Raw genomic sequence first — 19,876 nt, forward strand, 5'->3', positions numbered from 1 at the left:
GAAACCAGCTGTAAAAACCAGACCACACCACAGGGGCGGCGCAACCTGGTCAATTCAACCAATTCATATAAAATAAACCGGTATCAACAAACTTGGCACACTATTGAGTTCTCAAACAACAGACACACCCGGCACCACCACAACCAAACAACCAGTCGCAGATCGCTCCGGAGCAACTTCCCAAACTTACCCGAATCCAAACCACATTGCAAACCAGCGTCTCCGCAACCTGCAACCATTCAAACTCGCCCCCACCAAACCCGGAGCGCACGAAGCGCCGACCGGATCAGGTCTTGAAATTTAGGGGATTTGTCACCGTCGGTTCCCAGCTTTCCGCTGGTCTCCCTCTCGGCGACTTAGAAAACAATACACCCACCACGCCCCCACCGCAAACCCGCCTCCATTCGGCATCCCGAACGCGAAAATCCGCGCCGTTCCGCGGAGAAAGGATGACGTCCGCAGCAAAAGCCAGGTGCCGGCGTCGTAATTCCTTGTTGTGTGCTGCATCACCCGCAACCGGCCCCGGAAATCCAGCCGCCGTCAACGCAAAGAAGGGCCGGCAACCATTCGGTTGCCGGCCCTTCTCAGGCTGGATTCAGCGGTGCTGAATTACCAGGAAGACTTGGTGATGCCCGGGAGCTCACCGCGGTGAGCCATGTCGCGGAAGCGAACACGGGAGATACCGAACTTCTGGAAGGTACCGCGGGGACGGCCATCGATGATGTCGCGGTTACGCAGACGTACCGGCGAGGCGTTGCGGGGCAGCTTCTGCAGGCCGAGGCGTGCGGCTTCGCGAACTTCGTCGGTCGAGTTGGGGTCAACCAGAGCCTTCTTCAGTTCGAGGCGCTTTGCAGCGTAACGCTCGACGATGACTTTACGCTGTTCGTTCTTAGCGATCATTGACTTCTTAGCCATGTGTTTAGCGCTCCTCTCGGAATTCGACGTGCTTGCGGATCTTGGGGTCGTACTTCTTCAGGACCATGCGGTCCGGGTCGTTACGACGGTTCTTACGGGTTACGTAGGTGTAACCCGTGCCCGCGGTCGACTTGAGCTTGATGATCGGACGTACGTCCTTGTCCTTAGCCACTAGAGCTTCACCCCTCGTGCCAGGATGGCGGCGACGACTACGTCGATGCCGCGTACGTCGATGGTCTTAATGCCCTTTGCAGAGACCTGCAGGGTGACATTGCGGCGCAGGGACGGAACCCAGTAGCGCTTCTTCTGAATGTTCGGGTCGAACCGGCGCTTGTTGCGGCGGTGCGAGTGCGAAATGCTGTGTCCAAAGCCCGGCTCGGCTCCGGTCACCTGGCAGTGTGCTGCCATGACGACTCTCCTCTGAAAAATAAATGAAACGGCTGGCAGAGTTCTGCGTTACCGTGCGGCAGGCGGCGTCCGCATCCAGCCCCCACGCGTTTCCGGTTTCCGCATGCCCGAAAATACCGGCGAAAAGCCAAGATTTCCTTGCTGCGGCGAAATACGATGAGCCACGGGCACCGGGCAGTGGAAACCACTGCGAAGTACCGGGATGCTGGGCGAATACAGGAATGCACGCAACTTGAGCCCCTAACTACCGGCCATTGGGACTGTCATTTCTGCTGACAGCCGCCGCCAACCGGAGCAATTGCACACGCTCCGCGCCACCTAGCGCCTACCAAGTCTACGAGACGTGCGAATTAAAGGCTAATCCGGCGGTGGAGGGTGTATAAGGGGAGCCTGCCGGCGCCACTCCCGCTGACAGGGAAGACACATCCGGGGAGAAGGATTTTCACAGGAAAATGAAAGCCTGGCAGCGGAGTCTTGAGACATGAACACAGACCTCCTTCCTTCCCCCGGGGCCGACGCCCTTCGGCGGCCCGGTCCTGGACAGCCCGCAAATCCCGGGCGCGGCCGCTTCGCCTCGCAGCACCGGCGCCGGCTTCTCCGCGCTGACGCCCTGACGGTAGCGGCGTGGGGATCGCTGGCGGCCTCGGTTGCGTTATGGCTGGCCGACGGCGGCATGACAGGGATCTCGACGCTCGGCGCCGGGATCACGGCCTTGGGGATTGTGGCCGGTCTCGCCGGCATGGACCTGGTGCTGCTCATGCTCCTGCTCGCAGCCCGGATTCCGCTCATCGACGGCGCGGTCGGGCATGACCGTGCCTTGGAGTTCCACCGGAAGCTCGGTAAACCGTCGCTCTACCTCCTGCTGGCTCACGGTGTCCTGATTGCTATCGGCTACGGCATGGCGGAAGGGCTGGACCCCGTGAGTGAGGCCGTGGCGCTGTGGGTCCTGGTGCCGGACATGTGGCTGGCATTCGTGTCCATGGCCCTGTTCATTGCCGTGGTGGTGACCTCGCTCGTGGCAGTCCGGCGGCGCTTCCCCTACGAGTTCTGGTACGTCGTCCATCTACTCACGTATGCGGCGGTGCTGACAGCCCTGCCGCACCAGTTCAGCGTGGGGGCACTGTTCGCTCCCGGAACGTGGCAGCGCTGGTACTGGCTCGCCATCTGCATCGCCACCGGCGCGGCGCTGCTGTACTACCGGGTGATGCAGCCGGTCCTCGCCACCTTCCGGCATCAGTTGACGGTTGAGCGCGTGACGGCGGTCGCCCCTGGAGTGGTCAATATCGAGATGAGCGGCCTGAACTTGAACACCTTGGCCGGCGCCGGCGGCCGGTTCTTCATCTGGCGCTTCCTGGCCCCCGGTCTCTGGTGGCACCCGCATCCGTTCAGCCTTTCCGCCGAGCCTTTGGCCGTGGACCGGAATGGCCGCGGCCGGCTAAGGATTACCGTTCGGAATCTCGGCAAGGGGTCGGCGCAGCTGTCCCGGCTGAAACGGGGAACCAAGGTTGCCGTGGAAGGACCCTACGGCCTTTTCAGTTCCGCCGCCCGCAGCAAGGACCACGTGGTGATGATCGGCGCCGGAATCGGCATCACCCCTTTGCGGGCACTGCTGGAAACGACGCCTTTTGAGCCGGGGAAGGCGACGGTGCTCCTCCGCGGCCACAGCGACCAGGAGCTCTATCTCGGCGATGAAATTCTCGAACTGTGCCGTGCACGCGGTGCCACGCTTTTCCACCTGACCGGCTCCCGGGATCCGGGCTCCCGGGAGAGCTGGCTTCCCGCGAGCGAACAGCGGGCAGGCTACAGCCTCACGGACTACGCTCCGGAGGTCGCCGGCGCCGACATCTACGTGTGTGGCCCCGCTCGCTGGGCGGAGAACGTCCTGGACGCCGCCCGCTCGGCGGGCGTCCGCGAAGATCAGCTCCACTACGAAAGGTTTGACTGGTGAGAATCAGAGCAGCGGTTTCAGCCGCCTTGGCTTCGGCCGGAATCCTCCTAGTCGGCTGGCAGTCAGGCGTCCATGTGGCCGACACCCGCAGCGCTGTTGCGGCTGCGTCCACGGGGAATGAAACCGCCGGGACTTCGGCGGGGACGGGATCATCGGACACCAGCGGCCCGGCATCGTCCGGGACATCCGGATCTTCAGGCGCTGCCGGTTCGTCCGGATCGGCTGGCTCATCCGGCGCTGCCGGCTCGTCCGCGGCAGCCGGTTCGGCGGCCAAAGCCGGCGGCACCTACGACGGCGACATCGTCCAGACCCGCTTCGGCACCGTACAGGTGCAGGTCACCGTCAAGGCAGGCGCCATCACGGACGTCACCGCCCTCAAGCTGACCGACGCAGAAGGCAGATCCATGCAGATCAGCAACTACGCCGCCCCGATTCTTCGCAGCGAAGTACTTCAGGCACAGTCGGCGGAGGTCCAGACCGTCGGCGGCGCAACGGTGACCAGCAACGCCTACCTCACCTCACTCCAGGCGGCCCTCGATGCAGCAAACCTCTGAACCCAGGCACGGTCTGCGGGCACGGACCTTCAGCTGCATGGGGACGGTCATCAGCCTCACCATGCCGGCCGGTCCGCACAAAGCACCCCATGCTGCGGACGATGAGCTGGAAGCCGCAACCGCGGTCGTCGAACGCCTTTTCGCCCGGCTGGATGGGACCTTCAGCCTGTACCGTCCCGATTCCGAAGCCAGCAGGCTGGGGCGCGGCGAACTTGGGCTGCAGGAGGCGTCGGACGAAATGCGGGCACGGTATACGGAGGCATCCGAGTGGCGGCTCCTGACCGAAGGCGCGTTCACGGCCGAACGTCCGGACGGCATCCTGGACCTCTCCGGCCTCATCAAAGGCCATGCTATGAAGGAAGCGGGGATTTCTCTCCACGCCCTGGGACTGGAGGACTGGTGCCTCAATGCCGGCGGGGATGTGCTCGTCAGCGGCTCCCCTGATCCCGGCAGCGGCGAAGCGTGGCGGGCGGGGATCGTGGATCCGGCCGACCGCAGAACGCTGCTCGCCGGCTTTCCGCTGGGTGGCTTGCCGGGCGGGCTTGCGTCTGGACTCGCGGCCGACGGCGGTGCCCCCGGAAACACCGCCTCCCGGAGCAGGATGGCCCTGGCGACCTCGGGCTCAGCCGAACGCGGCGACCACATCTGGGCCGCGGGCGGGCGTGCCGCGGAATTCTGGCAGGTCTCCGTGGCGGCGGCCGACGCGGTCACCGCCGACGTCCTCGCGACGGCGATCGTGGCCGGCGGAACCGCGATGCTAAACCGCGCAGCCGAGTTGTGGGACGTCGAGGTGCTGGCTGTGCGCAGGGACGGGGACCTCCTGGCGACGGCGGGATTTCGACGTTAGGTCTCGACAGGCTCGACCGGCGTCGACAGGCTCGACCGGCGTCGACAGGCTCGACCAGCGTCGGTGGGCTGGGCCCGCAGCGCCGCCGGCTCGTTAGAGCCGGGTGAGCTGGCCGTATTTCGGCTGGAGGCCGTCGCCGGAGGATTTGCCGGTGACCCGCCGAACCACCCAAGGGGCAGCGAATTCCTTGACCCAGCGGGCATTGGCCCGCACCGCCTCAGCGCGGCTGAGCTCCGGCACCGGCGTCATGGGCGGGACCTCGATCGAATGATCGTGTTCCAGGACGGTAAGGACGCGCTTGGCCATGTTCGTGTGGCCGGCGGCAGACATATGCATCCGGTCCTTGGCCCACATTCCCCAGTCGTAGTATTCGTTGAAGCGCCAGTAGTCGACGATCAACGCACCGTGGTCACCGGCGATGCCACGGACAAGTTCGTTGTAGATGGCGGTGCGGCCGCGCATGGTGCCGAACACCTTGGAGCCGCGGGCGTCGAAGCCGGTGAACATCACCACTGTGGCGCCGGTGGCCCTGAGTTTGCGGATACCGGCGTCGTACTCCTCAAGCAGGTCGTCGATGTCTATCTTAGGCCGGAGGATGTCGTTGGCGCCGGCGTAGATGCTTACGAGCGTCGGTTTGAGGCCGACGGCGGCGTCCACCTGATCGGCCATGATCTGGCGGAGTTTCTTGCCGCGGATGGCAAGGTTTGCGTAACCGAAGCCCGGGTCCGCGGCGCCGAGCTGTTCGGCCACCCGGTCTGCCCAGCCCCGGACGCCGTTGGGTCGGGTTGGGTCGTCGTCGCCGACTCCTTCCGTGAAGGAGTCTCCGAGGGCTACATAGCGGGACGTGAAATCCATGGATCCAGTCTGCCAGCAGTTGCCGCGAGCAACCAAGACGGCCGCCGGCGGCGCGGCTTCGGCTGACTGGCCGCGGCTACGGCTGCTCGCGGAGGATCCAGTGGTTGTTGTCCAGGCGCGCCACGATCTTTTCCCCAATCCGGGCGAGATCGGCGACGTCGCGCTCGGTCAGGGCGTCAAGAAACAGCGAGCGGACGGATTCCACGTGGCCTGGGGCTAGCTCCACAATGGTGGCCATCCCCTGCTCGGTCAGGTGCGCGGTGGTCACGCGGGCATCGCCCGGGTGCGGCCGGCGCTCCACCCAGCCGCGGTTCTGGAGTTTGGTCACCACATGGGAAAGCCGGGAAAGTGATGCGCTGGTCCGGGCCGCGAGTTCACTCATTGGCAGAAAGCGCCCCTCTGCCTCGGAGAGCATGGCCAGGACGTTGTAGTCGAACAGGGACACTTTGCCCGCTGCGTGCAGCTGGGTATCCAGGGCGGCTGGCAGCATGGTGTTGATGCTCAGCTGGGCGAGCCAGGCCCGGCGTTCATCGGCGTTGAGCCAGCGCGGTTCCGTCATGACTCCATCCTAGGAGAATTAAAGCTTGACAGTTCAAGCCGGGGCCGTTGCGGCGGGCCGCGGCGCCGGCGGCTGAAGGCGGGCGCCGGCGGCTGAAGGCGGGCGCCGGCGGCTGTCACAGCCAGGGTTCTCCAGTAGTGGGTGGCGGTAGGCTGGCGGACATGTACGTAGTTTCCCTCACTTACAAGGTCGCCCAAGACATCGTCGACTACCACCTGGACGCCCACGTGGCCTGGCTCAAGGACGCCTTTGACCAGGGCGTGTTCCTGGCCGCCGGCAGGAAGGTCCCGCGCACGGGCGGTCTCCTGCTGTCGAAGGCTGACCGGGTGACACTGGACGACTCTCTGGCCAAAGACCCTTTCTACGTCAACGGCGTGGCCGAGTTCGAAGTCATGGAATTCGCCGCGGACAGGGTGGCCCCGGGGTTCGAAAACCTCCTGGATGAGCCAGCGCCGCGGAATTAACCCACTTTTGGGCCCCGGACGCGCTGTCCGGGGCACCATCGGGCAGGGTGTGGCCCACAACTCGGCTGGTTCAGCCCTGGGCGGGCCGGGCTAGGACTCCAAGACCAGGAGCTGGGCGCGCCCCGGATCCCATCCCACGAATACCTGGCCGCCGGGCTCGGGCCTGCAGGCCGAGTCCGCGCTGAGCTCGCGCAGCTGAAGATCGAGGCCGCCCGCCGTCAGACGGTGGCGGACCGTGGCCCCGAGGTTGGTGGAGGACACCAGTGTTGCTTCGCCACCGTTGCCGCCAGCGCCCTCCGGGCGGAATTTGAGGTGCTCCGGCCGGATGGAGACGGCGTAGTTTTCGCCGCTCGCTCCGCGGTCTGCGACCCGCGCTGTACCGAGGCCGCCAAGATCCACCAAGGCCTCTGAACCGTCGCGTTCCAGCACGGTGCACGGAATGAGGTTGGTGTCGCCGAGGAAACTGGCCACCCAGTCCGTCAAGGGCTGGTTGTAGACCTCCTCCGGCGGTCCTGACTGGACGATCTTGCCGTCCTTCATCACCACGATCCTGTCGGACATGGCCATGGCCTCGTCCTGGTCGTGGGTGACGAACAGCACCGAGATGCCGAGGCTCTTTTGCAAGGTCTTGATTTCCTCCTGCATCTGCTCGCGGAGCCGTTTGTCCAGGGCTGCCATAGGCTCGTCCAGGAGCAGCGCGGCCGGGTTGAAGACCAGCGCGCGGGCCAACGCGACGCGCTGTTGCTGGCCTCCTGACAGCTGGCGGGGCTTGCGGCCGCCCATTTTTCCGAGGCCCACGCGCTCAAGGGCCTCTTCTGCGCGCTGGCGGCGCTCTTCCTTGGGGATTTTGCGCATCCGGAGCGCAAATTCCACGTTTTCGAGCGCGCTCATGTGCGGGAACAGTGCGTAGTTCTGGAACACGACGCCCAGGTTGCGCTCCCGCGGGGGCAGTGTGTCCACCGGCTGGCCATCGATGAGCACCGATCCTGCGGTGTGTTCCTCGAAGCCGGCAACCATCATCATGGTGGTTGTTTTGCCGGACCCGCTTGGCCCGAGCAGCGTGACGAATTCGCCCGGCTGAACCACGAGGTCCAGCCGGTCCACGGCCACAACGTCGCCATAGTTCTTGCTGACGTTGCGGAGTTCAATGGCACCACGGGACGCGCTCCCGGTGCCGGCAATTGATTCTGCGGAGATCACTGATGTGGTCATCGGCATTCCTTTACGTTTGGGCCGACACTGCCAGCGGCAGCATCCGTGCGGTGGATCGGCGCCTGAGGACAAACAAGACCTGAAGGAGGAGCCCTATTGTGGCGACGCTGACCAGAAGCGCAGATGAAACAGCGATCTTCGGGGTCAGGTTGAACTGGATGTCGGTGAACATCTTGACCGGAAGCGTGGTGGCCCCCGGGGACTGCATGAACAGTGACATCACGGTCTCGTCGATCGAGACCGAGAAGGCAAACAAGGCCCCGGAGATCAGGCCCGGCAGGATGATCGGAAGGTATACGTGCCTTAATACGGACAACGGTCCCGCGCCGAGGCTCTGCGCTGACCTCACCAGGGCCGGGTTGAGGCCCGCCAGGGCCGCGCGGGTCGTCAGATACACGTACGGGGTGGCAATCACGGCGTGGGCCAGGCCGATCGGGATGATGCTGCCCACCATCCCGATCGAGATGAAGAACTGGTAGAAGGCGAGTGCCAGTACCACTGTGGGTACGATCATGGGAGCCAGGATCAGTCCCATCACAGCCGATCTGCCGGGGAATTTCCGGCCGTGCAGGCCGATGGCCGCCGTGGAGCCAAGGAGCACTCCGATGACGACGGCGATTCCCGCCGATTGCAGGCTGGCAGTCAGTGCCGAGGTCCATGCCTTGTCCGCGAAGAAGCCGGCGACGGCCGCCAGGGAGAATCCTTCCGGCGGAAAAGTGATGTAGCGGCTGTCATTCAGCGCCACCGGCACCACGATCGCCGTCGGAATCACCAGAAACAGAAACACGGGGACGGAGAGCAGCGCCAGCAGGCGGTGCTGCGGATTAGTTGTCTTCATGTTGGCCTCCTGCCTTGAGAACGCGCTGATACACGGCCACCATGATGCTCACCATCACCGTCAGCACGACGGCAAGTGCCGCGGCGCCCGAGAAGTCCGTGAGCTGGCGGGCGTAGTAATCGATCTGGTTGGCGATCATCATGTCGCCCGGTCCGCCCATGACGACGGGCGTGATGAAGAAGCCGGTGCTGATGATGAACACCAACAACCCCGCCGCCGAGATGCCGGGAGCGGAGAGCGGCAGGGTGATCCGCCGGAACACCGATCCTTCCCGCGCACCCAGCGACCGGGCGGCCAGGCCCAGCCGGTCGTCGATGGCGGTCAGGGAGGAGAAGATCGGAAACACGGCGTACGGAAGGAGGCAGTGGACCATGCCGATGATGACGGCGAACCGGTTATGCAGCAGTTCGATCGGCGCATGGGTGAGCCCGATGCCTTGAAGGAACACGTTGACGATGCCGTTGTCCTGCAGCAGCACCGCCCAGGCGAAGTTTTTCACCAGAATGCCGGTCCAGAACGGCAGAAGAACGACGGCGAACAGGATCACCCGGGTGACGGTGCCGGCACGCCACAGCACGAGTGCGATCACGTATCCCAGCACCACTGTCACGATCGTGGAAGCCAGGCTGATGCTCAAGGTGTTGACGAGCGAGCGAAGCACCAGAGGATCCTCGAGCACCCGCTGGTAGGCGTTGTCGGCAAAGCTTGAGGCCACCAGCTTTCCCAGCGGCGTCAGGAAGAGGACGACGTCGAAGGCCAGGATCGGTGCAAGCAGCAGCCACCAGCCGCTGAGCCGGCGCCGGCCCTTCGGCCTTCCCTCCCCCGGCGCGTGGCGGCCCTGCTCCAGGGCCGTCTGCAGAGTTGCGGCAGTCATGTCAGCTGGCCTGCCACAGCTTGAACTGCTGCTCGGTCTTCTTCAGGTTCTGAGACCACCACTTGTCATCACGCACGAGGATCTTGTCGGCCAACCGCGGGCTCGTGGGCAGCGTGTCCGCAACTGCCTTCGGCAGCTTGGACAGGGCCGGCGTGTTGGCCAGGGTCAGGTTGGTCACCTTGTCGAATGCGGCACCTGCTTCGGCGTCGTTTGACATGAAGTTCATGAGCTGGAACGCCGCTTCCTTGTTCTTGGCGCCCTTGGGGACCACAAAGTAGTCTCCGGCGAGGACCGCATTCTCGGGTGAGAAGTTCAGCTTCGCACCGTCCGTGCGGGCGGCGTTGATGCGGTTGTTGAAGCTTGTGGAAAGTGAGACCTCTCCGGACGTGAGCTGCTGGATCGGCTCCTGGTTCGCCGAGTGGTAGAGCAGCCTGTCCTTGCCCGGATGGTGTCCGAGGACGCGAAGGGCGCGGTCCACATCGAGGGGGTAGATCTTGTCGAACGGAACCCCGTCGGCCAGAAGGGCCGCCTCCAGAACCGAGCTGTCGGAGAGCTGGTTGTAGACGGAGCGCTTGGTGTTGTACTTGTCCTGGTCGAAGAACTGCGCCCAGTCCTTCGGTGCCTTGGCGTCCGGGATGACCTTCTGGTCCCAGGCCATGACGAACAGGAAGCTCAGGTACTTGATGCCGTATTCAGCCTTGGCGTACCCGGGCAGTCCTTTGTCGCTGATGATGTCGTAGTCGAACTTTTCCAGGAGTCCCTCGGCCACGGCCGTTTCATACTCCGGTGCGGTGATTTCCACGAGGTCCCACTGCACGTCGCCGGACTGCACCTGGGCCTTGAGCGCGGCAAGGCTGGTATTGGCCAGCAGCGTGGGCTGGATGCCCGTCTTCTTGGAGAACGGATCCAGGATGGTCTGCGTCAGCTGGTCATTGTAGGAGCCTCCGTAGGACGTGACCGTCACGGTCTTGTTCGCGGCCGCACTTTGGGCCGGCTTGGCGTCGCAACCGGACAGCGCCAGCCCGGCGAACGGTGTCAGCGCCGCAGCCTTCAGGAGCTTCCGGCGGTCGAAATGGAGGGATTTGCTGTCAGTCATGGCGGTGATGCCTCTCGTGGCGTGGCTCGCCCGGAACACGCAGAAAGAAGGCCCGCGTGAATGGGGAAGCAAGAGCTGGGATCCTGCTGTCACGTCGGGTTACCGGCGACGGCGGTTCGCGCCTTCGAGCGGTCCACGCAACGCTGGGCGGACTTGAAGCTTGATGCATTGACGGATTGTCAGTGCCGCAACACTAGCTGTGATGTTGCACACAAGTCAACAGCTGTTTACACTCAAAGTATCTGCTCGCCACCACGTCCGGGAGGAGCCGCAGGGACGACGAGTTTTCTCAGGCCGCGCTTGCGCGGAACCAATACCGGCCGGGGCCATCGCGGGCTGAGGTTGTCCCCCAGCGTGACGCCGCGGAGTTTCCGCCCGAACAGGGGCAGCACCCAGTCATTCAGCCAGAGCCGCTGCCGCCGCTCCCAGTCGCGCAGCGTCATCCTGACCGGGGGCTCCCACTCCTTGAGGCTGATCTTGTGGGGCACGCCGAGGTGGTCCAGGACCTGTGCCGCGAGGTACTTGTGGCCGGCCTTGGACATGTGCAGCCGGTCCGTGTCCCACATCCGGCGGTCGTGGAAGGCCTCAAAGCACCAGTAGTCCACCAGCACAGCCCCGTATTGGGCTGCCAGTTCCCTGACCCGTTGGTTATAAGAGGCGTTTCTCTTCTTCAGCGGCTCGAGCAGGGGGGACACCTTGATGTCGAAACCCGTGAAGAGCACCAGGGTGGCCCCGGTGTCAGCGAGTTTCGCCACGAGTGCTTCGTACTGCGCCATGAGCGCGTCCATGTCCGTCCCGAAATCCAGGATGTCGTTCCCGCCGGCGTACAGCGTGATGAGGGTCGGTTCCATGGCGAGCGCAGCTTCCAGCTGTTCGTCGATGATGTGGCGCAGCCGCTTGCTCCTGATGGCGAGGTTGGCGTACTCCCAGCCCGGTTCCGCCTTGGCGAGCCTCTCCGCCACCCGGTCCGCCCAGCCGCGCACCCCATTCGGCAGATGCTTGTTCCGGTCCCCGACCCCCTCAGTGAAGGAATCCCCCAAAGCGACAAACACCCGCCGCCCATCATGATCCGGAAGCAAAGGAGAGACACCCACCCCGGCACCCTAGTCACCGAAAGAAACGACAGGGTTAACGGCCAACGACAGGAACTGCGAGAGCGTTGGCCGTTACGCGACAGGAAGTGCGAGAGCGTTGGCGAGGTGTCTACAGCGACGGCAAGTCGGCGGCGGAGGCGGACCAAGCACCGCCAGAGGCTCAGAGCTCGGCCTTCCCCTGCCGCCAGTACCCCATGAACGCGACCTGCTTCCGGTCGATCCCGACGTCGCGCACCAGGTACCGGCGCAGCTCCTTGATGACGGCCGCTTCACCGGCCAGCCACGCATAGAACGGCAGGGCGCCGGAGGGCAGACCCGGGTTTTTGGTGGCACTGATCGCGGCGGTATCCATGCGGGCCGGTGTTTCCCACAGGATGTCCCGGTCCACGTTGACGTCTTCCGGCTCGGGGCCCGCCGCGGCGTCAGGGAACGTCACGCCCACCCAGCCCGGCAGCTGCACGGCAGAACGGACCGCTTCCTGAAGCAGTTGCCCGTGCGGGCGGGAGCGGCCGATCGGGGCGCCGCGGGCCAGCCAGGTGATTTCGACGTCGGCTGCCGTGCTGAGATCCAGAAAGTCGCCGGCTTCAGGGACTTCCAGGAAGGCGTGACCGGTCATGTAGCCGGGGAGGTTTTCCAGGATGGCGCTGATGGCGGGAACGGCGGTCTCGTCGCCGGCCAGGAGTACCCGCTGGGCCAGGCCGGGCCGCCACTCGATGCCCGAGTAGGTTTCCGCCGTGACGCAATGCGCGGCACGGTTGTTCGGGCCGATCAGCGTCAGGGCGCCCCCCGGCTTGGCGTTGAGCGCCCAGTTCGCCGCAGGGCCGCCGTTCCCGTCGGCGTCAAAGTGCATCACGAAGTCGACGTCGATCTCCGGATAAACGGCGTCAAGCCGGGCCTGCCGGACAGTGTACGTTCGCATGGAGCCGCGAGTGGAGATTTCCATCGCCAGCCATTCCCGGTACCAACTGCTGTTCTCCATCCGGAACGTTGGCAGCGGATGCTGCATCCCGTCGTCGGCAAGGGACGGAATCATGAGCTTGATCCGCAGGTCCATGGTGTCCCCGTGCACGCCGAAGTCCCGCAGGGAATACCCGCCAAAAGTCACCCGCCGGAAGTTGGGGCTGAGTTCCTGGACCGCGGAGACGGTGACGTTGAAGGCCAGCGTCATGGGTTCGGTGGCGGGCTGTTGCCTGGCGGCCGCACTGTTCCTTCCGGCGCGCACCGCCAGCGGTGTGCGCTCGGGGCTGGGTCCTGATTTCATGAGGCCATCTCCAAGGTTGCGGTCGGGGATTCTGGGTCTGCGTGGTGCCTGCCCAGCGGAATCACGAGCGGCGTGCCGGAGACGGGGTCAGGCACCACCCGGGAGTCCAGTCCGAACACGCCGCGGACAAGCGCCTCGGTGACCACCTCGGCCGAAGGGCCCGCGGCCACCACGCGCCCGCCCTTCAGCGCAATGACATGGTCCGCGTAGCGCGCCGCCAGGTTCAGGTCGTGCAGCACGATCGCCACGGTGGTGCCGCGCTGCCGGTTAAGGTCGGTGACGAGATCCAGCACCTCCACCTGGTGCGCAAGGTCAAGGTAGGTCGTGGGTTCGTCCAGCAGGAGAACGTCCGTTTCCTGGGCGAGCGCCATGGCGATCCACACGCGCTGGCGCTGCCCGCCGGACAGCTCGTCGACGTTCCGCCCGGCGAGGTCCTGCGTTCCCGTCGCTTCCAGCGCGCGCTGCACCGCGGCGTCGTCCTTCTCCGACCAGCTGCGGAAGAAGCCCTGGTGCGGATAACGGCCGCGGCGCACCAGATCCCGGACGGAGATGCCGTCCGGCGCTGTGGGGTGCTGCGGGAGCAGGCCGAGCGTGCGGGCAAGTTCGCGCGCCGGAAGGGAGTGGATGTCCTTCCCGTCGAGGGTGACGGTGCCGCCGGCCGGCCTGAGCAGCCGTGAGAGTCCGCGCAGCAGAGTGGATTTTCCGCAGGCGTTGGCGCCCACAATCATGGTCACCTTGCCCTCTGGGATCTCCGCCGTGAGGCCTTCCACGACGCGGCGCTGGTCGTACTGGAGGGTCAGGTTGCTGGCTTTGAGACGGGCCATGTCAGGCATCCTTTCGGTTGGAAGTGACCAGAAGCCACAACAGGAAGGGCGCGCCGAGCGCGCCGGTGACCACGCCGACGGGCAGGACGGTGCCGTCCAGCAGCAGCGGGGCGATGTTGGCGGCAAAGTAGTCAGCGGCCAGGACGATCAGGGCACCGGTAAGGGCCGACGCCGGGAGGCTGGCCTTGCCGGCGTGGCGGCGGCCGATGGGACCGGCCAGGAAGGCGACGAATGCCACCGGCCCGGCCGCGGCGGTCGCCACTGCGGCGAGCGCGACGGCGGTGAGCACCAGACCCAGCCGGGTCCGGTCCACGCGGATGCCGAGCCCGGCGGCGGCGTCGTCTCGCAGTTCGAGAATCCGCAGCGGGGCGGCCAGCAGCGCGGCGGCAGGAACCAGGACTAGGAGCGCCGCAACGAGGACGCCGGCGCGGTCCCAGCTGGCGGAATTGAGTGAACCGTTGAGCCAGACGAGGGCGTCGGCGGCGGTGCGGATGTCCGTCCGCGTCAGCAGGAAGCTGACCACGGCGCTGAGTGCCGCGGCGATCCCGACTCCCGCGAGGATGAGCCGGCTTCCGGCGGAGCTTCCGCGGTTGCCGCCCCCGCCGCCTGTTCCAATGGAGCCGCTGCGGGAGATGCCGTAAATCAGTGCCGCCACTGCGACGGCGCCGCCCAAGGCCGCGCCTGAAATGGCGGCCCCCGACGCACCGAAAACGACGATGGCGGTGACGGCGGCGGCACTGGCACCGTAGCTGATGCCGATGACGTCCGGACTGGCCAGCGGATTGCGGAGCATGGTCTGGAACAAGCCGCCGGACAGCCCGAACGCGATCCCGACGAGGGTGCCGGTCACCGCCCGCGGCAGCTTGGCCTCCATCACGATAAAACTGGCACCCGGAATCTTGTCTCCAGCGGTGAAGTGGGCGGTGAGGATCGTGAGGAAGTCCGGGATGGTGACTGTGTAGCTGCCCAGCAGGATGCTCGCGGCGAAGAGAAACACGACGGCGAGCGCCAGGACCGCGGTGCGGTTCAGCAAGCTCGGGCTCGGGAACGATGCGCGGGGCTTAAGTATTCGTTCGCGCTGGTCGGTTGGGGCAGGGTGCGCAGTCACGGGTCTCATAGGCCCGCCGCCTTGCCGCGGCGAACCAGCCAGACGAACACGGGCGCGCCCACCAGGGCCGTCATGATGCCCGCCGGGACCTCGCCCGGAAGCAGGACCACGCGCCCCACCACATCGGACACGAGCAGCAATGCCGGAGCCAGCACCAGCGAGAACGGCAGGATCCAGCGGTAATCCGGGCCGACGAGAAAGCGGACGGCATGCGGCACCACGAGGCCCACAAACCCGATCGGCCCGGCGAGGGCAGTCGCAGAGCCGCACAGCAGCACGATGCCCAGCGCCGTGATGCCGCGCGCCAGGCCCACCCGCTGGCCCAGGCCGCGGGCGATGTCGTCGCCGAGGGCCAGGCTGTTGAGGGTCCTTCCGGTGAACAGCACGATCAGCGCGCCCGCCGCGAGAAAAGGCAGACCCGGCAGCACCACTGACCAGTCCCGGCCGGCTATCCCGCCCACCTGCCAGAACCGGAACCGGTCCAGCGTGTCCTGGCTCGAGACGAGGATGACGTTCATGAGCGAATACAGCCCGGCGCTCAGGGCCGCGCCCGCAAGGGCGAGCTTCACCGGCGTCGCGCCGTCCCTGCCCATGGACGCGATCAGAAAGACGACGACGGCCGCCACTGCGGCACCGGTGAACGCGAACCAGATATACCCGCTCAACGAAGAGACGCCGAAGACATAGATTCCGGTGACCACGGCCAGGGCGGCGCCCGCGTTGACGCCGATGATGCCGGGGTCCGCGAGCGGGTTGCGGGCCACACCCTGCATGGCCGCACCGGCGAGGCCCAGGGCCCCGCCCGCGAGCAGACCGAGGACGGTTCGCGGGATCCGTGCCTGGACTACCGCATGGTCGCCGTTCCCCGCATCGGAATGGACCAGCGCCTGCCAGACGGTTTCCAGGGACATCCCCCGGGCGCCCACGGCCAGTGAAGCAGCGCAGACGGCAACAAGAACAACGACGGCGGCCAACAGCCAGGCAGCCGGCTGGCCTTGAGCATTCCCCCGCCCTTCAGCGCGAACGGACAGTTGGGGCCCTGTTCCGGCGGCGTCAGGTGCCTCAAGCGTCGGTTCGCGCGCGGTGATGGGGCTGGAAGGTGCCATGGCGGCAGTGCCGGCTGGCGCCGTCGTCGTTCTTGGTGTCATGGCCCGTTACTTGACCGCGTCGGCGGCTTTGCCCAGCTGCGGCAGGAAGGTGTCGAGCGACCACGGCAGGCTCAGCGGCGAGGAAGCCGAAATGGACAGCGTCAGGGTGTTATCCGAGTCGGCCACGAGGGCGCCGCTCTTGATGGCCGGAATCTGGCCGAGCAGGGGGTCTGCCTTGATGGCTTCGGTGGCTTTGGTGTCAGGGACCCAGGTCACGAAGATGTCGGATTCCAGCTCATTGGCCTTTTCGGCGGACCAGGGCAGGAAGAATTCCTTGGAGCCCTTCGACTTCTCCTCCACAACGGGCGCGAGCTTCATGCCGATGGCGGACAGGAACCTCGGGCGGTTGTCGTTGGCGGTGTAGACGTTGACGCCGTCGCCCTTGGCCGGTTCGAGGTTGCCGTAGATGTAGGACTTGCCCTGGATCTGCGGGTACCCGGCCACCTTGTCTCTGATGGTGGCTTCCGTGTCGGAGATCAGCTTGGCGGCCTCGGTCTGTTTGCCGAGGGCCTTGCCGATGATGCTGGTGGACTCCTGCCAGGACGTGCCGTAGGCGAGCTCCGGGTAGGCAACCATCGGGGCGATCTGGCTGAGCTTCTGGTAGTCCTCTTCGCTCAGGCCGGAGTAGGCGCCGAGGATGACGTCCGGATTGAGCTTGGCGATTTCGGTGAAATTGATGCCGTCTGCCTCGGAGAACTGGACCGGAGCCTTGTCCGTGCCGAAGCCGGCGCCGAGCGTCTCGAGCGCGGCATCCTTCCAGGGCGTGGAACCCTTGCCATTGCCGCCCCAGTCGTTCTTGGGCACGCCCACCGGAACCACTCCGAGGGCGATGGCGACGTCGTCGTTGACCCAGGAGACCGTGACAACCCGCTGTGGCTGAGTCTTGATGGTGGTCTGGCCGAAGGCGTGCTTGATGGTCACCGGGAACTGGGAACTGGCGGACTGAGACGCGGCTGCCCCGGGAGCGGAGGCACCGGTCCCCGTGGAGCACGCCGTGAGGGACAGTGCCGCGGCGGCCAGGATGGCGGTCGCCTTGCCGGCTGTTTTGAGCAGGGCGCGGCGGGTGGTGCCGCAGGCCGGGAATGTGCTGCGGCCGGCCGACTGGCCGGAAGAAAGAGGGGAAGCCACGGAACTCCTTAGGTCTATGAAGCAAACCTAAGTAAGGCTAGCCTACCCTCTGCAGAATTAGGAAAGCTTTGCGTCACGTAATTGTGATCGTGACGGAAAACATGAGCCCGTTCTTTGCCGCCACGGGGTGAACAGTGGTTCACTCGTTAGGAAGTAAACGCTCGTTCACCCTGGCGTTCACCTAAATCCTTCTTTCGAAAGCTCCCCCATGCCGAGTTCCACCGCCGCCGGGCAACTGTCCCGCACCCCGTCCCCGTCCGCCATCACAGCAGTCCTTGCACTGAGCGGTACGGTCGTGGCCCTGATGCAGACCCTCGTGGTGCCGCTGCTGCCGGACTTCCCCAAGATCCTGGGCGTCACGGCAGACGACGCGTCCTGGCTTGTGACCGCCACCCTGCTCTCCAGCGCCGTAGCCACCCCCATCGTGTCCCGCAGCGCCGACATGTACGGCAAGCGCAAGATGATGGTGGTGTGCCTGGCGATCATGGTGGCGGGTTCGGTGATGGCGGCACTGGGGGGATCGTTCCTGTGGCTCATCATCGGCCGCGCCCTCCAGGGGTTCTCGTCCGCGCTGATCCCGGTGGGCATCAGCATCATGCGTGACGAACTGCCCAAGGAAAAGATGGGCTCGGCAGTGGCACTGATGAGCGCGACCCTGGGCATCGGCAGCGCCATGGGGCTCCCTCTTGCCGGCGTCCTCTACGAGAGCCTCGGCTGGGAATCGATCTTCTGGGTTGCCGCAGGGGCCGGCTCCCTGCTGCTCCTTGCCGTGGTGCTGGTGGTTCCCGAGTCCAAGGTCCGAACGCCGGGCCGTTTCGATTTCGCTGGCGCCATGGTGCTGTCCGGGGCGCTGGCCGCCCTGCTGCTGGCCATCTCGAAGGGCGGCTCGTGGGGCTGGGGTTCGGAACCCGTGCTGCTTCTGTTCCTAGCGGCCGCGGTTCTTCTCGCTGCCTGGGTTCCCTACGAACTCAAAGTGGCGCAGCCGATGGTGGATCTGCGGACCTCGGCACGCCGACCGGTCCTCATGACCAACATGGCATCGTTGCTGATCGGTTTTGCCATGTTCGCCAACATGCTCCTGACCACGCAGCAGCTCCAGCTCCCCAGCGCCACGGGATACGGATTCCAGCTGAGCGTCATCACGGCCGGCCTGTGCATGGTGCCGTCAGGCTTGGCCATGGTTGTCTTCGCGCCGGTGTCCGGCCGCATCATCCGGGTCTTCGGCGGCAAAACCGCCCTCATGGCCGGAGCAGCCGTCATGATTGTGGGCTACGTCGGACGCGTCTTCTTCTATGACTCCATCGCCTCGGTAATCATCGGCTCCACCGTGGTGAGCGTCGGCACGGCCATCGCCTACGCCGCCATGCCCACCCTCATCATGGGCGCGGTGCCCATTACCGAGACCGCCTCCGCCAACGGCCTGAACAGCCTGGTGCGCTCGATCGGCACATCGACCTCAAGTGCCGCCGTCGCCGCTGTCCTCACCTCGGTGACCATCGGATCCACGCGGCTGCCCTCGTTCGACGCGTTCAAGGACGTGTTCTGGATGGCAGCCCTGGCATCGTCCGCCTCCGTCCTCGCCGCCTTCTTCATCCCGCGGGCCGCGGCAGCGCACCGCCCGGCGGTGCCTGCCGTGGCCGCTACCGAACTCGTGGTGCAGGGGCGCGTCCTCGCGGCGGACCACCGCCCCCTGACCCCCGCCGTCGTCACCGTCCTCCAGACCGACGGCGAGCCGGTGGACTGGAGCCGGGTGGACACGGACGGAAACTATTCCGTGGCGCTGCCGGGCGCAGGCAAGTACCTCATGGTGGCGAACGCCGCCGGGTGGGCGCCGATGGCGGAAGTCTTCGAGTTCGACGGCCGCACCCTCCGGCAGAACTTCCTGCTGCAGGACCGCTTGGAACTAAGCGGGACGGCCAGCCTGGACGGCGAACGTGTTTCCGGCGCCGTGGTCACCCTGCTTCAGGCCAGCGGCGAGCATGTGGCCACCACCCTGACGGACGCCGACGGCGTGTACACACTTCCGCTGCCCGTCGCAGGCCGCTACGTGGTGACCATGCTTCATCCCGTGACGCATCAGGCCATGGCGCGGAAGCTCGCCGTCGACAACCGATCCGTGACCGTGGACCTTGCCGCCCCGCTACTGACGGAACAGGCTTCCGCGTGAGCAGCCCCAGCCATGAAGCCATCCTGGATGCGGCCGGCCGGCTGTTCGGCGAGCGCGGCTACCGTGCAGTGACCGTCCGGGACATCGCCGCCGGGGCCGGCGTCTCGGCTGCCCTGGTGATGAAGCTTTTCGCGTCCAAGGACAAGTTGTTTGCCGCCGTCCAGCCGGACGAATCGCTGCTCGCGGAACTGGACGTCCCGACGTCGGAACTCGGCAGTGCGCTCGTGTTCCGTGTGCTGATGCGGCGGGAGAGGGGCATGCAGGAGCCGTGGGCCATGATCCCGTTCAGCATCCACGACTCCCCCGACCCCGGCGCGGCCCGGGCCGAAGTGCGCGAGCGTTACCTCAGCAGCATCGCGGGGCTGATCGGGGACACGACGCCGGAACGCCGCTTCGCGTCGACAGTGACTGCCCTGATGACCGGCTTCGGCGAGACTGTGCGGACACTCGGGCTGTTCGACGGCTGGGACTTTGACGATCTCGTGGCCCACTACGGGGCGATCGTCCAGGCCCAGATCGACGCTTGCGCGGCAACCCGCGCGTAGCCGTCCGCCCCCTCCCCCAACGCTCTCTCAC

At 65.8% G+C, this 19,876-nt stretch carries 21 protein-coding genes; 6 read left to right on the forward strand and 15 right to left on the reverse strand.

The window, feature by feature from the left end:
* Positions 1–609: 609 nt before the first annotated feature.
* The 3 genes from rpsN to rpmB are packed head-to-tail and all read right to left on the reverse strand — an operon-like array spanning position 610 to position 1,323.
* Positions 610–915: a 30S ribosomal protein S14 gene (gene rpsN / locus LQ144_RS21030; protein WP_026266887.1), complete on the reverse strand. Its 306-nt coding sequence runs from the start codon at positions 913–915 to the stop codon at positions 610–612.
* Positions 916–919: 4 nt separating this feature from the next.
* Complete coding sequence (gene rpmG, locus LQ144_RS21035; protein ID WP_078026306.1) at positions 920–1,087, reverse strand: 50S ribosomal protein L33; 168 nt, start codon at positions 1,085–1,087, stop codon at positions 920–922.
* The gene (rpmB, locus tag LQ144_RS21040; RefSeq protein WP_050687447.1) at positions 1,087–1,323 is read right to left on the reverse strand and encodes a 50S ribosomal protein L28; all 237 of its coding nucleotides are present in this window, start codon (positions 1,321–1,323) and stop codon (positions 1,087–1,089) included. The genes rpmG and rpmB overlap by 1 nt, the downstream gene beginning before the upstream one ends.
* Positions 1,324–1,804: 481 nt before the next feature.
* On the opposite strand from rpmB, the gene LQ144_RS21045 reads away from it, so the two are divergent.
* The 3 genes from LQ144_RS21045 to LQ144_RS21055 are packed head-to-tail and all read left to right on the forward strand — an operon-like array spanning position 1,805 to position 4,672.
* The gene (locus LQ144_RS21045; protein WP_230121187.1) at positions 1,805–3,271 is read left to right on the forward strand and encodes a ferredoxin reductase family protein; all 1,467 of its coding nucleotides are present in this window, start codon (positions 1,805–1,807) and stop codon (positions 3,269–3,271) included.
* Positions 3,268–3,825: an FMN-binding protein gene (locus tag LQ144_RS21050; protein WP_230121188.1), complete on the forward strand. Its 558-nt coding sequence runs from the start codon at positions 3,268–3,270 to the stop codon at positions 3,823–3,825. The genes LQ144_RS21045 and LQ144_RS21050 overlap by 4 nt, the downstream gene beginning before the upstream one ends.
* Positions 3,809–4,672, forward strand: a complete 864-nt coding sequence (locus LQ144_RS21055) for an FAD:protein FMN transferase (RefSeq protein WP_230121190.1) — start codon at positions 3,809–3,811, stop codon at positions 4,670–4,672. The genes LQ144_RS21050 and LQ144_RS21055 overlap by 17 nt, the downstream gene beginning before the upstream one ends.
* Positions 4,673–4,765: 93 nt before the next feature.
* Here the strand turns inward: LQ144_RS21055 and LQ144_RS21060 are convergent, their stop codons facing one another.
* The gene (locus tag LQ144_RS21060; RefSeq protein WP_230121192.1) at positions 4,766–5,527 is read right to left on the reverse strand and encodes an SGNH/GDSL hydrolase family protein; all 762 of its coding nucleotides are present in this window, start codon (positions 5,525–5,527) and stop codon (positions 4,766–4,768) included.
* Between the two features lie 76 nt (positions 5,528–5,603).
* On the reverse strand, positions 5,604–6,086 hold the full coding sequence (locus LQ144_RS21065; RefSeq protein WP_230121194.1) for a MarR family transcriptional regulator: 483 nt from the start codon (positions 6,084–6,086) through the stop codon (positions 5,604–5,606).
* A 161-nt stretch (positions 6,087–6,247) separates the two neighbouring features.
* Here LQ144_RS21065 and LQ144_RS21070 point away from each other — a divergent pair, with 161 nt between their 5' ends.
* The gene (locus LQ144_RS21070; RefSeq protein WP_230121196.1) at positions 6,248–6,550 is read left to right on the forward strand and encodes a YciI family protein; all 303 of its coding nucleotides are present in this window, start codon (positions 6,248–6,250) and stop codon (positions 6,548–6,550) included.
* Between the two features lie 90 nt (positions 6,551–6,640).
* Here the strand turns inward: LQ144_RS21070 and LQ144_RS21075 are convergent, their stop codons facing one another.
* From LQ144_RS21075 to LQ144_RS21120, 10 genes are all read right to left on the reverse strand, one after another.
* The gene (locus LQ144_RS21075; protein WP_230121198.1) at positions 6,641–7,762 is read right to left on the reverse strand and encodes an ABC transporter ATP-binding protein; all 1,122 of its coding nucleotides are present in this window, start codon (positions 7,760–7,762) and stop codon (positions 6,641–6,643) included.
* Positions 7,763–7,772: 10 nt separating this feature from the next.
* Positions 7,773–8,600, reverse strand: a complete 828-nt coding sequence (locus tag LQ144_RS21080) for an ABC transporter permease (RefSeq protein ID WP_230121199.1) — start codon at positions 8,598–8,600, stop codon at positions 7,773–7,775.
* Positions 8,587–9,474, reverse strand: a complete 888-nt coding sequence (locus LQ144_RS21085; protein ID WP_230121200.1) for an ABC transporter permease — start codon at positions 9,472–9,474, stop codon at positions 8,587–8,589. The genes LQ144_RS21080 and LQ144_RS21085 overlap by 14 nt, the downstream gene beginning before the upstream one ends.
* A gap of 1 nt (position 9,475) precedes the next feature.
* Complete coding sequence (locus LQ144_RS21090) at positions 9,476–10,570, reverse strand: extracellular solute-binding protein (protein ID WP_230121201.1); 1,095 nt, start codon at positions 10,568–10,570, stop codon at positions 9,476–9,478.
* A 233-nt stretch (positions 10,571–10,803) separates the two neighbouring features.
* Positions 10,804–11,664 carry an SGNH/GDSL hydrolase family protein gene (locus tag LQ144_RS21095; protein WP_230121202.1) on the reverse strand — a complete coding sequence of 287 codons (861 nt, stop codon included), beginning with the start codon at positions 11,662–11,664 and terminating at the stop codon, positions 10,804–10,806.
* A gap of 160 nt (positions 11,665–11,824) precedes the next feature.
* Positions 11,825–12,832 carry a siderophore-interacting protein gene (locus LQ144_RS21100; protein WP_230121208.1) on the reverse strand — a complete coding sequence of 336 codons (1,008 nt, stop codon included), beginning with the start codon at positions 12,830–12,832 and terminating at the stop codon, positions 11,825–11,827.
* 89 nt (positions 12,833–12,921) lie between these two features.
* Entirely contained in the window at positions 12,922–13,749 is an 828-nt protein-coding gene (locus LQ144_RS21105; protein ID WP_230121203.1) for an ABC transporter ATP-binding protein, read from the reverse strand.
* 1 nt (position 13,750) lies between these two features.
* Entirely contained in the window at positions 13,751–14,866 is a 1,116-nt protein-coding gene (locus LQ144_RS21110) for an iron chelate uptake ABC transporter family permease subunit (RefSeq protein ID WP_230121204.1), read from the reverse strand.
* Entirely contained in the window at positions 14,863–16,005 is a 1,143-nt protein-coding gene (locus LQ144_RS21115; protein ID WP_230121205.1) for an iron ABC transporter permease, read from the reverse strand. Before LQ144_RS21115 ends, LQ144_RS21110 begins: the two co-directional genes overlap by 4 nt.
* Positions 16,006–16,011: 6 nt before the next feature.
* On the reverse strand, positions 16,012–17,058 hold the full coding sequence (locus LQ144_RS21120; RefSeq protein ID WP_230121209.1) for an iron-siderophore ABC transporter substrate-binding protein: 1,047 nt from the start codon (positions 17,056–17,058) through the stop codon (positions 16,012–16,014).
* 283 nt (positions 17,059–17,341) lie between these two features.
* On the opposite strand from LQ144_RS21120, the gene LQ144_RS21125 reads away from it, so the two are divergent.
* A complete protein-coding gene (locus tag LQ144_RS21125; RefSeq protein WP_230121206.1) occupies positions 17,342–19,300 on the forward strand; it encodes an MFS transporter in 1,959 nt (652 codons plus the stop codon).
* Entirely contained in the window at positions 19,297–19,845 is a 549-nt protein-coding gene (locus tag LQ144_RS21130; RefSeq protein WP_230121207.1) for a TetR/AcrR family transcriptional regulator, read from the forward strand. Before LQ144_RS21125 ends, LQ144_RS21130 begins: the two co-directional genes overlap by 4 nt.
* Positions 19,846–19,876: the final 31 nt, after the last annotated feature.

Origin of the sequence: Arthrobacter sp. Bi83, from assembly GCF_918698095.1 — a bacterium.
In the GTDB taxonomy this organism is placed as follows: Bacteria; Actinomycetota; Actinomycetes; order Actinomycetales; family Micrococcaceae; genus Arthrobacter.

Bases quoted from the DNA above. Each gene is read 5' to 3' on its own strand.
- rpmB (WP_050687447.1), bottom strand. From the start codon at position 1,323: ATGGCAGCACACTGCCAGGTGACCGGAGCCGAGCCGGGCTTTGGACAC.
- rpsN (WP_026266887.1), bottom strand. From the start codon at position 915: ATGGCTAAGAAGTCAATGATCGCTAAGAACGAACAGCGTAAAGTCATC.
- LQ144_RS21055 (WP_230121190.1), top strand. From the start codon at position 3,809: ATGCAGCAAACCTCTGAACCCAGGCACGGTCTGCGGGCACGGACCTTC.
- LQ144_RS21105 (WP_230121203.1), bottom strand. From the start codon at position 13,749: ATGGCCCGTCTCAAAGCCAGCAACCTGACCCTCCAGTACGACCAGCGC.
- LQ144_RS21080 (WP_230121199.1), bottom strand. From the start codon at position 8,600: ATGAAGACAACTAATCCGCAGCACCGCCTGCTGGCGCTGCTCTCCGTC.
- LQ144_RS21085 (WP_230121200.1), bottom strand. From the start codon at position 9,474: ATGACTGCCGCAACTCTGCAGACGGCCCTGGAGCAGGGCCGCCACGCG.
- LQ144_RS21100 (WP_230121208.1), bottom strand. From the start codon at position 12,832: ATGACGCTGGCCTTCAACGTCACCGTCTCCGCGGTCCAGGAACTCAGC.
- LQ144_RS21070 (WP_230121196.1), top strand. From the start codon at position 6,248: ATGTACGTAGTTTCCCTCACTTACAAGGTCGCCCAAGACATCGTCGAC.
- LQ144_RS21060 (WP_230121192.1), bottom strand. From the start codon at position 5,527: ATGGATTTCACGTCCCGCTATGTAGCCCTCGGAGACTCCTTCACGGAA.
- LQ144_RS21125 (WP_230121206.1), top strand. From the start codon at position 17,342: ATGCCGAGTTCCACCGCCGCCGGGCAACTGTCCCGCACCCCGTCCCCG.
- LQ144_RS21065 (WP_230121194.1), bottom strand. From the start codon at position 6,086: ATGACGGAACCGCGCTGGCTCAACGCCGATGAACGCCGGGCCTGGCTC.
- LQ144_RS21090 (WP_230121201.1), bottom strand. From the start codon at position 10,570: ATGACTGACAGCAAATCCCTCCATTTCGACCGCCGGAAGCTCCTGAAG.
- LQ144_RS21075 (WP_230121198.1), bottom strand. From the start codon at position 7,762: ATGACCACATCAGTGATCTCCGCAGAATCAATTGCCGGCACCGGGAGC.
- LQ144_RS21110 (WP_230121204.1), bottom strand. From the start codon at position 14,866: ATGAGACCCGTGACTGCGCACCCTGCCCCAACCGACCAGCGCGAACGA.
- LQ144_RS21115 (WP_230121205.1), bottom strand. From the start codon at position 16,005: ATGACACCAAGAACGACGACGGCGCCAGCCGGCACTGCCGCCATGGCA.
- LQ144_RS21045 (WP_230121187.1), top strand. From the start codon at position 1,805: ATGAACACAGACCTCCTTCCTTCCCCCGGGGCCGACGCCCTTCGGCGG.